Source organism: Aquimarina algiphila, assembly GCF_007489275.1.
In the GTDB taxonomy this organism is placed as follows: Bacteria; Bacteroidota; Bacteroidia; order Flavobacteriales; family Flavobacteriaceae; genus Aquimarina; species Aquimarina algiphila.
Window position 1 is genome coordinate 112148 of record NZ_VLNR01000001.1, and the last position, 16454, is coordinate 128601.

At 31.2% G+C, this 16454-nt stretch carries 15 protein-coding genes; 5 read left to right on the forward strand and 10 right to left on the reverse strand.

Annotation, left to right across the window (positions count from 1 at the left end; genetic code table 11):
- The first annotated feature begins 111 nt into the window (after window positions 1-111).
- The 3 genes from FOF46_RS00520 (at window position 112) to FOF46_RS00530 (ending at window position 3140) form a co-directional block, all read left to right on the forward strand.
- The gene (locus FOF46_RS00520; protein ID WP_109437511.1) at window positions 112-1908 is read left to right on the forward strand and encodes a DNA polymerase III subunit gamma/tau; all 1797 of its coding nucleotides are present in this window, start codon (window positions 112-114) and stop codon (window positions 1906-1908) included.
- Between the two features lie 336 nt (window positions 1909-2244).
- Window positions 2245-2436, forward strand: a complete 192-nt coding sequence (locus tag FOF46_RS00525; RefSeq protein ID WP_109437512.1) for a hypothetical protein — start codon at window positions 2245-2247, stop codon at window positions 2434-2436.
- A gap of 122 nt (window positions 2437-2558) precedes the next feature.
- Window positions 2559-3140 carry a MiaE family protein gene (locus FOF46_RS00530; RefSeq protein WP_143915098.1) on the forward strand — a complete coding sequence of 194 codons (582 nt, stop codon included), beginning with the start codon at window positions 2559-2561 and terminating at the stop codon, window positions 3138-3140.
- A 57-nt stretch (window positions 3141-3197) separates the two neighbouring features.
- Here the strand turns inward: FOF46_RS00530 and FOF46_RS32430 are convergent, their stop codons facing one another.
- From FOF46_RS32430 to FOF46_RS00555, 6 genes are all read right to left on the reverse strand, one after another.
- Window positions 3198-3917, reverse strand: a complete 720-nt coding sequence (locus FOF46_RS32430) for a DUF6733 family protein (RefSeq protein WP_244299546.1) — start codon at window positions 3915-3917, stop codon at window positions 3198-3200.
- 2 nt (window positions 3918-3919) lie between these two features.
- Window positions 3920-4798 (reverse strand): alpha/beta fold hydrolase, encoded by an 879-nt coding sequence (locus tag FOF46_RS00540; protein ID WP_143915099.1) that lies wholly within the window; start codon window positions 4796-4798, stop codon window positions 3920-3922.
- 2 nt (window positions 4799-4800) lie between these two features.
- A complete protein-coding gene (locus tag FOF46_RS00545) occupies window positions 4801-6372 on the reverse strand; it encodes a class I adenylate-forming enzyme family protein (RefSeq protein ID WP_208746736.1) in 1572 nt (523 codons plus the stop codon).
- A gap of 132 nt (window positions 6373-6504) precedes the next feature.
- Window positions 6505-6777, reverse strand: coding sequence for an acyl carrier protein (locus FOF46_RS32290; protein WP_200825137.1), 273 nt, complete (start codon window positions 6775-6777; stop codon window positions 6505-6507).
- Window positions 6778-6784: 7 nt separating this feature from the next.
- Entirely contained in the window at window positions 6785-8062 is a 1278-nt protein-coding gene (locus FOF46_RS00550) for a type III PLP-dependent enzyme domain-containing protein (RefSeq protein WP_208746737.1), read from the reverse strand.
- A 148-nt stretch (window positions 8063-8210) separates the two neighbouring features.
- A complete protein-coding gene (locus FOF46_RS00555; protein ID WP_143915101.1) occupies window positions 8211-8756 on the reverse strand; it encodes a YybH family protein in 546 nt (181 codons plus the stop codon).
- Between the two features lie 252 nt (window positions 8757-9008).
- Here FOF46_RS00555 and FOF46_RS00560 point away from each other — a divergent pair, with 252 nt between their 5' ends.
- Window positions 9009-9653, forward strand: coding sequence for a Crp/Fnr family transcriptional regulator (locus tag FOF46_RS00560; protein WP_143915102.1), 645 nt, complete (start codon window positions 9009-9011; stop codon window positions 9651-9653).
- A gap of 21 nt (window positions 9654-9674) precedes the next feature.
- Here FOF46_RS00560 and FOF46_RS00565 read toward each other — a convergent pair whose 3' ends face one another.
- The 4 genes from FOF46_RS00565 to FOF46_RS00580 all read right to left on the reverse strand — a co-directional run bounded on the left by FOF46_RS00565 (window position 9675) and on the right by FOF46_RS00580 (window position 13854).
- Window positions 9675-10235, reverse strand: a complete 561-nt coding sequence (locus tag FOF46_RS00565) for a porin family protein (protein WP_109437518.1) — start codon at window positions 10233-10235, stop codon at window positions 9675-9677.
- Between the two features lie 123 nt (window positions 10236-10358).
- Window positions 10359-11258 carry a Ppx/GppA phosphatase family protein gene (locus FOF46_RS00570; RefSeq protein WP_109437519.1) on the reverse strand — a complete coding sequence of 300 codons (900 nt, stop codon included), beginning with the start codon at window positions 11256-11258 and terminating at the stop codon, window positions 10359-10361.
- A 5-nt stretch (window positions 11259-11263) separates the two neighbouring features.
- On the reverse strand, window positions 11264-13369 hold the full coding sequence (gene ppk1, locus FOF46_RS00575) for a polyphosphate kinase 1 (protein ID WP_143915103.1): 2106 nt from the start codon (window positions 13367-13369) through the stop codon (window positions 11264-11266).
- Window positions 13369-13854: a SixA phosphatase family protein gene (locus FOF46_RS00580; RefSeq protein ID WP_143915104.1), complete on the reverse strand. Its 486-nt coding sequence runs from the start codon at window positions 13852-13854 to the stop codon at window positions 13369-13371. Before FOF46_RS00580 ends, ppk1 begins: the two co-directional genes overlap by 1 nt.
- A 378-nt stretch (window positions 13855-14232) precedes the next feature.
- Between FOF46_RS00580 and FOF46_RS00585 the strand changes: the two genes are divergently transcribed.
- A complete protein-coding gene (locus FOF46_RS00585) occupies window positions 14233-16443 on the forward strand; it encodes an OmpA family protein (RefSeq protein ID WP_143915105.1) in 2211 nt (736 codons plus the stop codon).
- Window positions 16444-16454: the final 11 nt, after the last annotated feature.

Consider the following 16454-nt stretch of genomic DNA (forward strand, 5'->3'; position numbering starts at 1 on the left):
ATTCTCTATTTAGAATTCAGATTTCGGGATTATTTTTTGGCTGTTAATAACTAAATATAAAAAGCGAAAACTAAAATTTATTATTTGTATTCAATTTTTAACTTTGTATCGATGGAGCATTTTATAGTATCAGCACGCAAATACAGACCCCAAACATTTAAAGATGTTGTTGGGCAGCAAGCTATTACTAATACTTTACTTAATGCGATTAACAATAACCACCTTGCTCAGGCTTTGTTGTTTACCGGCCCTCGAGGTGTAGGAAAAACATCTTGTGCCAGAATTCTTGCAAAAACTATTAATCAAGATGGTAATGAACACCCTGATGAGGATTTTGCTTTTAATATTTTTGAACTTGATGCGGCTTCAAACAATTCTGTGGATGATATTCGAAGTCTTATAGATCAGGTTCGAATCCCACCACAAGTAGGAAAATACAAAGTATATATAATAGATGAGGTTCATATGCTTTCTCAAGCAGCTTTTAATGCTTTTCTAAAAACATTAGAGGAGCCTCCAAAACATGCAATATTTATTCTTGCGACCACAGAAAAACATAAAATAATACCTACAATATTATCTCGCTGTCAGATATTTGATTTTAAACGTATTACCGTTACTGATGCTAAAAATCATCTAATGCAAGTAGCAAGCCAAGAGGGGATTACCGCTGATGAAGATGCTTTACAGATTATCGCCCAAAAAGCAGACGGTGCTATGCGAGACGCTTTATCTATTTTTGATAGAGTAGTCAGTTTTAGTGGTAAAAATTTAACCAGACAAGCGGTTACAGAAAATCTTAATGTTTTAGACTATGAAACATACTTTAAAACAACAGATTTAATACTTCAGAATGATATCCCACAATTATTAGTGGAGTTTAATGAAATTCTGGCTCAAGGTTTTGATGGGCATCATTTTATTGCAGGTCTTGCTTCACATTTTAGAGATATATTGGTTTGTAAAAACCCTGCCACAATCCCATTGCTGGAAGTCGGAAATCAAACCAAAGCAAAATATCAGGAACAATCACAAAAGGCTCCTCACGATTTTCTTATTAAAGGTATTGAACTTGCCAATGATTGCGATTTAAAATATAAAACCAGTCGTAATCAAAGACTACTGGTTGAATTATGTTTAATGCAGCTTGCCTCTATCCTTCTTCAGGATGGAGAAAAAAAAAATGACCAACCCTACATAATTCCACCCTCATACTTTAAAGAAAAAGGAATAACTCCTGTTAAGATTTCTTCTGAAGCAAAAGAAAAAGCTATTGAAAATGTTGAAGCACAAAAAACAGAAGATAAATTAGAAACTACCACCAACAAAATCAATGATACTACAAAAAGTGAGGAATCTTCTATCCATGAGGAAAACAGTTTTGAAAACACTTCTGTAATAGAAACTTCAAAAGTTATAGAAAAGAAACCTCCAACTATTAATAGAGAACGAAGAACTTCTGGATTATCTCTAAGCAGCATACGAAAGAAAAAAGAACACGAAGAAAGTAAAGAAGAAAAAGTTGTTGATCCAAAGAATCTCCCTTCTTCTCCTTTTACAGAAGCACAAATGCAAGATGGATGGATCGAATATGGTAAAATGCAAGACAAAAAAGGAGAACGGATTATTGGTTCTATGTTTGCCATGAACATCCCTACTCTAGAGGATAATAAAATTAAGTTAGAACTCCCTAATCAATCCATGAAAGTTGACCTTGAAGCTGCTCAATCCGGATTGTTACAATACTTATATAGAAAACTTGATAATTACAGTATTGAACTTAATATTACGGTCAATGAAGAAGCTTCAAAAAAGTACGCTTTTACTCCTCAGGATAAGTACGAGAAACTAAGAGAAAAGAATCCACTAATTGATAAATTACGCTCTTCTTTTGATTTGGATATTTAATATTTTCATTTCTATAACAATTTTCTTTCTTCATATAAATAATAACTCCATTATATCTTTCCTTTAAGAAATAGTAATCCCCTGAATATAGGGGTAATTTTCACTGAAAACAGTGTATAGCTAAACCGTTATACATTCTATATTTACATTACACAGTATCATAAACTAAGGGATTAAATTATGATTTTGTTTAATCAATAAATGCTTTTGGAATACTTAACCATGAATATGACAATAGAGGTCTGTAAAAGACCATATAATATTCTTGCAAGAGTAGACACAAATAGTGAGTGTCTTTAAACGTTCACTGCAAATCTAATTTTCAAAATTACAATTATGTTAAAAAGCATTTTAAATCTTAATAATGTAAAAACATTATCAAAGCAACAACAAGAAGAAGTTAAAGGAGCTGCTTTCGTAAGACCAACATGCAGTCAAAATGGTAGTCAATGCACACAATCAGATCAATATGGTATATATACTGATTACGGGCGTTGTCAACGCAGTGGGATTTGTTTTTGGTCTTAGTTTAAAATAAAAACGCATAAAAGAGGCTGCTTATAAGTATTTAGGCAGCCTCACTTGTATAAACATTCATATTAGATTTCTTTTGGTTAATTTTGCAATACTTTACCATATAACAAAATACTATGCTTGGTTTAAAACTCCCCACAGATCCTAGATGGGTTAATATCGTTGAAAAAAACATTGAAGAAATTCTTACAGATCATGCCTACTGTGAGCAAAAAGCAACATCTACTGCAATATCACTTATTGTAAGTTTTCCAGAGTACACAGAATTGGTTCAGGAAATGACCAAATTGGTAAAAGAAGAGATCAGTCATTTTAAAATGGTTCATGACAAAATTATTGAACGAGGATGGATTTTAGGAAGGGATCGAAAAGATGATTATGTCTTGCAATTGGTTACTTTTTTTCCAAAAGGAGGAAGTAGAACCACACAATTAGTACATAGATTACTTTATGCAGCACTTATTGAGGCCAGAAGTTGCGAACGTTTCAAACTTCTCTCTGAAGAATTAGAAGATCCAGAATTAGCAAAATTTTATAAAGACCTCATGGTTAGTGAAGCCAATCATTACACTATGTTTTTAAGTTTCGCTCGTCAGTATGGAGAACGTAATGAGGTTGATAAAAAATGGGAAGAATTGCTTGTTTATGAAGCAGAAATCATGAAATCCCTTGGCAATAAAGAAACTATCCATGGATAAAATATTTCAAAAGCTGTTGTTTTTTTAAAACAACAGCTTTTGATTGGTTTATTAATATTATAAAGGTATAAATGCCGAAACCTTGTAAAATTCGTCTGATGTTCCTGCATCAGTATTTAACGTTGAACCTGCAGAAATTCTAAATGCAATTCCCTTATCAAATTTTAATTTTATCGAACCTCCTAACCATTGATATATAAGCAAAGGGTCTCCCTCTTCTTGTCTTGTAATTCCGAAGGATTCATAAAAAGCACCAAGTACAACTCTAGAACTAATATTTATACCTGGTGCCATCCAATTGAGTAAGTAATCTTTTGTAATAATATCATCATCTTCTCTTAGTGATTTATAATATGCCAAATAGCCTTCAAAATCAAATATTCTGTCATGGTAGTTTACATAAATATTAGGAACCAGCCCTTCTCCTATTTTTGTTTCTTTACTGTTAGATGAGAACTTCCCATGGGAAATCCCTAAGGAAGGGTTTAAGTAAAGCTTATTCTCAAATAACTTAAATCCAAGCCCTACTCCTGTTTCTAATAATAGATCACTTCCTGTTTCTAAATTCCCAAAAGAAGTATTTGTCCAGAAAATACTATAGATAGTAATGTCATAATTTTTATTGGTTTCGAAATTACCAAAGAAAATAGGGTAAAATCCAGCCACGCTATTATGTATTATTTTTGTTGCAAAAGTTGCTTTCTTTTTCTCTTCAGTCTCTTGAGCACTTAGATTGCATAGTGATAATGTGAGTACTAAAATTATTATTTTTTTCATGATTAAAATTCTGTTTGTAAAAATTGATTTATTAATGCTGAAATTTTATGGTGCATTTCTTCTAAATGCAAATGATGACCTCCTTCTATCCAATGCAGCTCGGCATGCTTAAATTTATCTAGCCTTGCATTAAACATTCCATCAGAAAAAAGTCCTTGTTTCCCTAAAATGATAAGGGTTTTGCAAGAAATAGAACTAATAAAAAATTGTGCTTGTGACTCTGTCATTCTATAGCATTCTGGTAATACTATCCTAGGATCATAACTCCAGCGATACCCCGCAGGCACCTCTTGTAAAGACCGTTCTATCAAGCAAGCTGATGCATCATAAGAAATTACTCCCATACTAGAATCCATTCTTTCTTTTATAGCTTCATCTTTTGTAGTAAATAGCACTGTATCTGGTAAAGAAAACCCATACAATTTTGTTCTCTTTGCCATTTTTAATTGCTTTACTGATTGTTGAAAATTTGAGACTATGTCATCGTCATTGATTACAAAAGGAGCTCCCAAACCATCAATGAATATTAGTTTATCGATAAGTTTAGGCATAGCTCCCGCAAGTATTGAAGCAATACCGGTCCCCATAGAATGCGCAAGAATACTAAGCTTTTTTATTGCTAGTACATCAATGACTTTTAGAATGTCGATTGCATAATCCCATAAATAATAAGAGTTATTGGCATCTCGATGATCAGAAAAACCATGTCCTGCCAGGTCAATTGCTATGAGATAAATATCTGGAGAAAGTAATGACGCAATTTTGTCAAAAGTATTTGCATTATCCAACCAACCATGAATTGCCAGCACAGGCGCACCCTCTTTATTTCCCCTAGTTTTTGCTGATAATTTTAGCCCTTCGATATCAACTACTAATTCCATAACTAAGCAGATAATATTTTGGTATTGGATGTAGCTTCTTTTATTGCTATATCTTTCAAAGCAATAACATTAAACTTACCATTCGGAGTTTTTGGTATTGTCTTGAGAATACGAACATATTCTGGTACTTTATAAGGTTCTAAATCTTGTATACAAGAAATGATAATTTCTTTTTCTGCGATGGACTTACCTTCCTTAAGAACTACAAAAGCAAATAATGCTTCTCCATAATCTTCATGAGGAACTCCGGTCACAACGACTGCGTTGATTTCTGGAATATTGCCTATATAATCCTCTACCTCTTTTGGACTTACTTTGATTCCTCTAGAATTGATCATATGATCCATTCTACCTTTAAAATAAAGGTACCCGTCTTCATCCAAAGAACAAAAATCACCTGTATAGAGTACTTTTTCTCCAGTATACATTCCTGATTTAAGTTTTTCTGCAGTTTTTTCAGGCTTATTCCAATATCCATTCATTACGGTAGCTCCTCTAATAACCAATTGCCCTATCTGGTTGGGTTCTGTTATTTTATTATCATCATCATCTACTAACCATAATTCTGTATTAGGAATTGCAATACCTACACTATTAGGCTTTTTATCGATATCTGAAGGAGGTAAATATGTACACCTCTTACATTCTGTGAGACCATACATAGAAAATAGTTCTACATTAGGAAACAACTCATGTACCATTTGGATATTACTTTGTGTAAGTGCAGCTCCGGTATTAGTTAAAGATCTTATGCTAGAAAGATCAAATTGATATTTTTTATTCTGTTCGAATAACAGCATTACCATTGTAGGAACAGCTGGTAGTATCGTTATTTTTTCTTTTACTATTTTCTTCAATAAAAATATAGGCCATGTAAATTCTTTTTCCAGTACTAGCATCGCTCCTTTAGAAATACACATAATCATTTGGTACAAACCATAATCAAAAGATAATGGTAAGGCACATAACACTTTATCTTCTCTATTATAGCCTAAATAAGTATTTAATGAATTTGTTGCTGCAATCATATTTTGATGAGTAAGCATAACTCCTTTTGGTTCTCCAGTTGAACCCGAAGTATATAATATAGCGGCTAAATCAATACTAATTAAATTTGAGGACTTTAACTCCTGATTTTTCTGAGATAAAATAGTGTTGTAATCTTCAAATAAAGATTCTATAAAATGATCAGGTTTATTAAGGACAATCGCTTTTTTAAGAACTGACGATGTTAAAACAATTTTATTTTGAGTTGCTATTTCTTCGTTTGTTATCAGTACAGAAGCTTCTGAATCATTAAGTATATACTCTATTTTGTTTGATTTCAGTTCGGTTCCAACCGGGATTACAATTGCTCCTGTTTTTAAAATCGCCCAAAAGGAAATAATAGTTTCTATAGTATTACCTAAAAGCACTACTACTCTATCTCCCCTTTCTATTTGTTGACTTTGTAAATAAGCTGCAAGAGTATTTGATTGTTCATGAATATCAGAAAAAGTATATGTACTTCCAGAAATTGCAACAGCTTTTTTTTTAGGATAGAGATACGCAGTCTCTTCCAAGAAATTTTGCATTTTTGGTATCATTTTATTTATATTAAAATTCTAATAGTTATTAATCTGTATTAACAGTATAACTCCCAAAAAAACAGGAAGCTATACTCTGTCAATACTATGTAGAATGTGTTTACGAATATTTTATATCCCTTATGCTACAGAAACACTTATATTCATCTCTGATAATACATAATCAAAAATTGTTTGTAACGTATTAAAATGTCTTGCTTCAATAGTATCGGCATTTACTTCAAATTCATTTATATTATCTTCTAAATAGGTTAGAAAAAACATTGAAGAAAGCGAATCAATACCTAAATCATTTTTAAGATGAGAATCCATTTTAATTTGTTCTTTGGTGATATTAGGAATACTATCTAATAATCCTTCTTTAATAATGTCTAAAATTTTATGAGTATCCATTGCTTTATTAATTTAAGATTAATTCGTTTTGTTTAAAATCAACTACTATTTGTTTATCCATTATATCTTCAGCGGTATCTTTTGCTCGTATAAGATGTGCTTCCCCTTGATATAATAAAATTTCTGAAGGATAACCATGGCTATGAAAAAGCACTGGAGAAGATGTAGGTCCATACGCTCCTGATAATTTAACCAACAGAATATCTTCTACTTTTATTTCTTTAAGTTCTATATTACGTCCTATAATATCATCAGGACTACATAAAGGACCGGACACTTGATATTTATATTCTAATGCGTTCTCTGAAGCTGATATATTTTCTATAGGAAAATTTCTTTTTACTACGCGACCAGAACCTGCTGCTGCAGAGTGACAGTTGGTTCCACCATCAGTAACGGCAAATGTTTTTCCATGATTTACTTTTATATTATTCACTTCTACGGCCATGCATCCTGAAGTCCCTATAATAAACCTACCAGACTCCATAATAATTCTGGTTTTAGGATATTTTTTGTTAAAATCTGTAAACAAAGGAACCATGAGGTTCTTGAATTCCAGAATATCAAGTTCTTCTTGATTTTGGAAATAAGGAATTCCCATACCTCCTCCAACATCAATCATCGTAAATTCATGATTGTATTTTTGAGCTATGGTTTCATACAATTCTAAAATATACTTGGTGTTTTCAAATACTGATTTTGCCTCGAGAATATTCGTTCCGTTATACACATGAATCCCTCTTATATGTATATCTGGAGTATCCAAATACTTTCCAAAATTCTGAATTGCTTGCTTTTCTTCAATACCGAAATGTGTTGGCCTTCCTCCCATTTTCCATGGAGACCCCTCTGCAGAAAAATCTGGATTAATACGAATAGCAACATTTGCTACAATTCCCATTTCTTTTGCAAAAGCAGATACTCTTTTTAATTCAATTTCTGATTCTATTACTATTGCAAAAATATTTAATGATATCGCTCTTTTAAGTTCATAGTCCTTTTTGCAAGGTCCTAAGTACACAATATCTTGTGGGGTTGACCCTGCTTTAAGCGCTATTTCCATTTCTGTAATAGAACATACTTCTGTACAAGCTCCATTAGACCTAAGCAATTTCACCAATGATACATTCGGGTTTACTTTTAACGCATAAAATACATCTACACAATCGGGTAAAGCATTTTTTAGATTTTTATAATTTTTGATCAATTGTTCTCCATCATAGATATAGGAAGGAGTTCCAAATTGTCTTACGGCAGATAAAATCGCTGATTTATTCTTTTTCATTTTTATAACAATTATTCGCATACTATGTCTTAATTATATACACAGATACGTTTAGGTATCTCGTATCACATAATACGAGATATACCCATGGGGTTAATTACAGGTTTTAATTAATGTTTGTGATTGATTTTGGTCGGAAGTATTTATTCTATTTGTCAGAATTAAACATATCATACTCGATAAGCCATTTGCCATTCTCTTTTTTCCAAAGAATTACATAAGAACCTTCAAAAATGGGTGTTTGTTTAGAATTTATGTAACCTAACATATGACACCTTTGAAACGCAACGTCTAAATCCCCAAGGAACTGTAATTCATCTTGAAAAAACTCTACTCTATCAACCGTTTTAACGCTTAAAGAAAATTCTTTTTCAATCTCGGCTCTGCCAAGTCTAGGTTTTGTACCTGGTTTCATAAATACAGCTCCCGTTGTAGTATACTCTTCTGAGATACCTTTTGGGTCTTTTTTTTGCCATTTTTCTTCAAAACGACGATCAGCAATATCAATTAGTTTTGCCTCTTTAAGAAGATCTTCATCCATTACTTTTTTGTTTCCGTAATAACTTACAACAGAATTTTTGTAGTTGATTTCTGGGTTTTTTGGTTTTGGATTTTCTATAAATGAAAGTAATAAAGTTACTGCCGCTAAGGTAATAACAAGGCACGAAGCCGCTTTTAGACTAATTGTCTTCATTGTTTGTGTGAATTAAGTGGTTAATACTATTTGTGAAGATCGAAATTATAGTAGCATAGGAGTTTTTGATATAAACATTCTAACATAAAATCTATTTTATTTTAATTATGACATGCTAAAAACGACATAATAACCATAAAAAAAATATGCTTAAGTAATAATTAAAAGTAGAATTTTATGTTAACATCATATCGTTTTAACATTTATTATGAAATATTCTAAATAACTCAAAATTTAAGGTCATCAATTGGTATGTGTTTTGAATTATTTGATATTCTGATAAAAGCGGAGCAATATAAACGTTGTTTTTACTGTCAAAAAGAAATCATCAAGACCCCAGAATATTTAGATAAAAAAATCTATCTTATAAAAAACGGAATTGTCAAAATCAGTAGTATTACAGAGCATGGCGAAGAAATAATTCTGGTGATACTTACCACAGGTGAAATTTTTGGTGCTAGTCTGATTTTTGAAAACCCTCATCTTAACTATATATGTGAATCTATTAATGAAGAAACGATACTTTATGAATTTGATATAGCATGTATCCAAAAAATAATTAAAAAGAATTGCAATATCAATCAAGACTTTCTACACATAATTGGCACACAATATTTTGAATTAGAAAGAAGAATAAAAATACTTACCGATAGCTCAGCAGAACAAAGATTGATAAATGTATTGATAGAATTTAAAAATAAATTTGAACATTTATCAGATAATGAAGAAAACATTATTATTCATTTACCTATTAATCAGGATGAATTATCAAATTACATAAGGACTACGCGGGTAACTACTAATAAAATAATTAATAAATTAAAGAATAACTTTTTAATAGAATATCATCAAAAAACTATTACACTAAAAAAAGATTTTTTTAAGCATTACAAATAATCAAAAAACTATTAAAGAGTATTATAATTTATACCCTATAGATAGTTGGATATTTCTAGTGCTCCCATCAGCACCTCCTGGAATATCTTCGTCGTCAATGATATTTGATAAACCAAACCCATAGCGTAAATCGGCAAAAACATTATCAGTAATATTTGCTCCTACTCCAATAACTCCTGCAAAGTTAAATGTATTAAAATTAGTTTCAATACCTGTATTATCTTCCCATTCCCATATTTTAAGTCCTATCTGAGGTCCAATATGAACATTGAACAAGTCAGAAAAATTATATTTTAATAACACTGGTAACTGAAGATAATCTACACGTAATGTTTTGTCATCATTCCCTAACGATGAAAACTGAAGCTCTGGTTGTATACTCCATTTTTGGGTAACTGGATACTCCACTAAAAACCCTACTACAATACCAAACCGACTATCTTCAAGGTTTTCCGGAATATCATCAGAGCTTATAGAACTTAGGTTAGCACCAATTCTCATGCCGTAAGAAGCGTCTTGAGCTTTAGAAATCAAAATTCCAAATACTAAAAATAATGTTACAAATAGTAGGTTTTTTTTCATGGTATATAGGTTAGTTATAAATTCAATTTAAAACAAATTAATGGTTTTAGGAAAAAAACTAAAGTTTATAATAGTATTTAATTACAAAAAATCGATTAACGGTGCTTTTTTTCTTTTATGAGTTTATCGATTATTTAGTTTATCATTATACAGTGATTTAATAATGCCATCAGATAATCCTATTTTGGGAACAAAAATTTTCCTTGCTCCACCCCATTTCATTGCTGAAAGATATATACGAACTGCTGGAAGAATAACATCTGCTCTATCTTGATTTAGATTAAGTTGCCAAATTCTTTCTTCATAGGTCAAAGAATTAAGTAATTCATAATACGAGCTCAAATACAAAAATGTCAAGGGTTTCCCCATACTTTTTCCGCTATTCTTAAAAATATTATTAATATTTCCTCCCGACCCTATTAGGGCAATTCTGCTATAACCTTTTGTCTGGTTTTTGATCCAACGTTCTACATCGTTCCATATCTCATCAGAAACTAAATCATTAAGAAGCCTAACGGTTCCCAGCTTGAAAGATTTTGATGCAATAACATTTCCATTGTGATATAATGTAAACTCTGTACTACCTCCACCAACATCTACATATAGATAAGTAGCATCTGTATTAATCAATTCATGTAAATCTGTCATTGCAATAATGGCTGCTTCAGATTTACCATCAATAATATCAATCTGTATTCCTGTTTTTTCTTTTATAAGTTGCACTACTTCTTCTCCATTTTCGGCCTCACGCATTGCCGATGTAGCACAAGCTTTATAACGAGAAACTTTATGAGTTTTCATTAGAAGTTGATACGCCTTCATTGCATCAATCATCCTAGTAATATTTTCTTCAGAAACACGCTTAGTTTTAAAAACATCTGCTCCTAAACGAATTGGGACTCGTACAAGGCTCGTTTTTTTAAATCTCGTAGTTTTTCCTTCTTCTTCGTGAATACTACTTATTAATAGCCTTACTGCATTGGAACCAATATCTATAGCTCCATATTTTTCTATAGTTAACAAAATAATTAATTTCCTAGTTTTTTTAAATAATAGTTATATGTTGCTATTTGTGATCTCACTTTATCTTTATCATTTCTAATGTAAGCATTATCCTGCTCTTTAGAAAGCATTCGACCTTTCACATTATCACTCCAACAGATATCAAAAGTATCAATTAATTCTAATTTAATATCTTCATCATAAATAGGACAAGAGATTTCTACCCTTCTATCCAAATTACGAGTCATCCAATCAGCAGAAGAAATATAAACTTTTGGATCTCCACCATTATTAAAAATATATAATCTTGGATGTTCGAGAAATTTATCAATCACGCTTATTGCTCTAATATTTTCACTCATTCCAGGTATCCCAGGAATCAGGCAACAAATTCCTCGTATGATTAAATCAATTTTTACTCCAGCTCTACTGGCTTCATATAGCTTATCAATCATATCATAATCACTTAAACTATTTAATTTCAACCTAATACTTGCCTGAATACCTTTTTTACTATTCTTAATTTCTTCATCTATTAACTTCACCAAAGAAGACCTGGTATAGTGTGGAGAAACTAATAAATGTTTATAGCGATTTATCTTATAATTTATTTCAAAAAATTTAAAAACTCTATTCGTCTCTTTTAAAATAGATTCATTTGTAGTAAATAACGTATAATCGGTATATATTTTGGCCGTAGATTCATTAAAGTTACCTGTACTTATAAATCCATATCTTTTTAGCTTACCTTTTTCTTCTCGCTCTATCACGCAGGCTTTACAATGTACTTTTAATCCGGTTACTCCAAAAATTAGATTGACACCTTCTCTCTGCATTTGTTCTGCATATCGAATATTTGCTGCTTCATCAAAACGGGCTTGCAATTCGATCTCTACAATAACTTTTTTACCGTTTTTAGCAGCATTTATAAGAGAACTTGCAATATGAGAAATACTAGCTAATCTATAAATAGTAATCTTAATACTTTTTACTTTAGGATCAATCGCAGATTCTCTCAAAAACTTTACCGTATAGGCAAAAGTATGGTAGGGTGTATATTGTAAAAAGTCTTTTTTGGCTATTCTATCTAATAAACTCCCCTGTAGAGCAAGTCCAGGAATATCTAATGGTTTTATTTGCTGATACACCAAATCTGAATTCCCTAAATCAGGAAAATTCATATAATCTCTTCGGTTATGATATCTACCTCCCGGAATAATACTATCAGTATTATCAACTCCCATTTTTTCCATTAAAAATGCAAGGGTGTCTTTTTCTATAGTTTTATCATATACAAAACGAACAGGTTCTCCATCTCTACGAGATCTTACGCTGCTTGATATTTTCTGAATAAAACTCTTACTCAGGTCATTATCAAAATCCAACTGTGCATCCCTAGTAATTTTAATCATATGTGCAGATGCACTCACATAATCAAAAATACTGAAGTTGATATGCATGCAATATCTAATAAGGTCATCAAGAATTATGATAAACTGTTTTCCATCCTTTTCTGGTAATACAACAAATCGATCAGTGTTTTTCGGAATTTCTATTAATGCATATATCCTTTCTTTTATCGTTTGCTGTAATATTTTAGAAATCCTTCCTTCTTTAGGTATTTTCTCTCTTAAAACCAGTTTAACTGCCAAATATGCAACACTATCCTTTAAATGAGGGAATTTATCAAGATCGTTAAGTATATAAGTTACTAAAGCTGGACTAACCTTGTTAATAAAATAGCTACGTATGAAAGCATCCTGGTCTTCGGTAACCTGATTCTCATCAATAATAAAAATATTATGGTCTTCAAGCTTACTTTTAATGGTATTAATCGTCTCAAGACTTTCTGATTGTTGTTTAATTACAATATTGGTAATTTTATCTAACAATTCACTTGCTGTATTCCCTTTTAGTACATTCTTACCGTCTTTTCCTGCTAAATCAATTCTCTTAATTGTAGCATATCTTACTTTAAAAAATTCATCAAGATTATTAGAAAATATTCCTATAAAACGTAATCTTTCTAGTAGAGGAACCGTATCATCAGAAGCCTCTTGCAACACTCTTGCATTAAATTGCAGCCAACTTAATTCTCTATTAATATACTGATTATTAGTATTTTCCCGCATTATCTCAAGGATTTAGGGTAAATTGTTAATAGGGTTTTTCCTACAGGTAAATCTTTCCATTTATCGGTATCAAACTCTATAACCACAACTCCTGCAGTAGGTAGATTATCTATTTGCTTACTTCCTAAAAAATTAGCTATTGAAGTAAACGCATGATTATGCCCAAATATCATCAAAGTTTTAATCTCATCATCACAGCTATTGATAACGTCCATTACCATAGTACCATCAAAATCATAAAGATTTGGTTCTAAACTAAATACATCTTTAGATATATCCAAATGACTAAGTATAATTTTTGCTGTACTATACGCCCTCTCTGCCGGACTACACAATATCTTATCTACAGTTTTTACTATGGTTTTCAGCTCTTTACCAACTAAATCAGCATCACTCAAGCCTCTTTGATTAAGTGGTCTTTTGTCATCAGTAACATCAAACTCCCATGAAGATTTTGCATGTCTTATTATATATAAAGTTTTCATGAACCAGATACTATTTTTGAAGAAACAAAGTTATTTTATACAAGTTTAAGCATAAGCTTTTACAAATCTTAGTATAAGAACACAAAAAATATTTTTTATACGAATATTAATAGGTAAGATTCTTTGTTTCAGAAATTATAAGAAAGAGTTATAAAAGAATTCTTTTATTCTGACATAATCGCTAAATTAATGAAAATGAACGTAATATCTAACTGATTTTAATCGGTAAAAATAGTGTTTACATCGAAAACATGATTTTTTTCTTATAAATTCAAATGTTAAAATATAAATTTACATACGGTTTTCCCTTAAATCAGAGTGTTTCCCTCCAAACATTATGTATACAGATTTATCATAATATGAATAGGGCTATTAAAAATGAAAAAGGTGGAAAAAGTGATTATTAAAAATAGAAACTATAATAAGTTTCAAAACGTATTCCTACTTATCGTCATATATTGTTTTAGTACTTCAATTATATATGGCCAGGTAGAGGTGCCTCTTAAAAAGCGTACTGAATTAACGCTTAAAGGGGATTTCAAATTTGTATCCAATACAATTTTAGGTAAAGTAAGTAATGATGACGGATCTGGTGTTTTTGATCCCAATAAAAGCTATAATAATGGTGGATTAAACAATCAATTCAAAATGGGATTTATCGATATCGATAATGATACATCTACTTTTAACTCTAGCAGTGCTGATCTTAATATCGAATCTGAATGTAATGCTATAAAACATGTAGGCTTGTATTGGACAGCGTCATATGCTGATGCCAATCGTGAACATGATATCACATCAATCAAAATAAAATATCCAGGAGAAGAAACATACTCCACTATAACAAACGGAAAAATTATCCATGACTATTATAAGGATAAAGAATCTTTATTTCAACAATATTCTTGTTATAAAGATATTACTTCGGATGTTTTAAATCTAAAAAACCCTCAAGGAACCTATACGGTTGCTAATATTCCAGCAACTACGACTGAAGTAAATGATGATCCAATCTTGGGCAATGGATTAGCTGGTGGATGGACGATGGTTGTTATTTATGAGGATAATGCTAAACCAAGAAAAAGATTCTATGTTTATGATGGATTTGTAAATATTGACTCCAAAGCTAAACCCGTAGCCTTTTCTTTTAACAATTTTCAGACTATCCCAAATGGTGCTGTAAACGGAAAAATAGGTATTATTTCTTATGAAGGAGATAAAGGAATTATTGGAGATCGTTTTCAGGCTATGTCTAATGAAACAGGCAAATACAAAAGTCTTGCAGATGGAACTAATCCAATGAATAACTTTTTCAACGCAAATATCACTGAAAATGGAAAGAATGTAAAATCAAGAGTTCCTGCAAGTCAAAACACCTTAGGATACGATGCTGATTTATTTAATATAAAGAATGTACGAAATAGTATCATTGGCAACAATCAAACTGAAGCAAAATTTAGATTATTAACCGATAACGATGGATATTCTGTTACCGCTGTAGCATTTAGTATAGAAATATATGAACCCGCTATACATATTGTTAAAAGGTCTAAGTATACTGCAAATGATACTTATATTCACCCAGAAGATGTTTTAGCTCCAAAACAAGAAATAACATACCATCTTACAATACACAACGATGGTAATGATGATGCAAAAAACACAATCATTAAAGACATTCTGCCTAAGAATGTAATATTTTCTGAAAAGTCATTGGTATTACCTTCTAAAAAGATCAAGACAAAATTTGATGATGCAACTAGAACATTGAGTTTTAGTGTACCAAATAAAATGGTTAAAACTGATAGTGAACCGTTTAAAATAAGTTATAATGTTATTGTAGACACTGGGTGCGAATCTATCAATACTATAGATGACATCTTAGTTGTTGATCAGCCTATAACTGCTGAATTTAATGGAACATTAAATGAAACAGTAAAGTACTCAAAGGGATATAACCATATCAACTCATGTAACTTACCAGACTTTTATCAGTTTAAGCTTGCTATAGATATTAGTGAATTAAACTGTCCTAATGCAAATCGTCTTGCTTCTATTCCTAAAAAGAAAATGAATAACCATTTTGCAGCGGTAATACCTGGCGAATCTGATAAAGTTGATAAATCTAACAATACTCAAAGTGGTGGTATAGCACCCGGTGATGTAGTGCCTTCAAAGACTACTCCGAAATCTCCATTAAAATCAGAAATAAAATTAACCAAGACGATAAATGACCTTATTGATCTAAATGAAATCTATTTTGATTTTGATAAGTGGAACATAACTCCACAGGCTGAAAAGGAGTTAGATAGAGTTGTTCAAATTATGAATGAGGACTACCCAGATATGGTTATTAAAATAGAAACACATTCTGATAGCCGAGGAGGTGAAAATTATAATCTAACTCTTTCTCAAAAAAGAGCAGAATCAATTTACAATTATCTTCTAGGTAAAAACATTTCTAAAAACAGAATACTTTCCTATATAGGTTTTGGAGAAAGTCAACCTGTGAATGATTGTAAAGATGGTCAGGATTGTTCAGAAGATCAATATCAAAAGAACAGAAGATCTAGTTTTGTTATTATGTAACTAGTTAACTA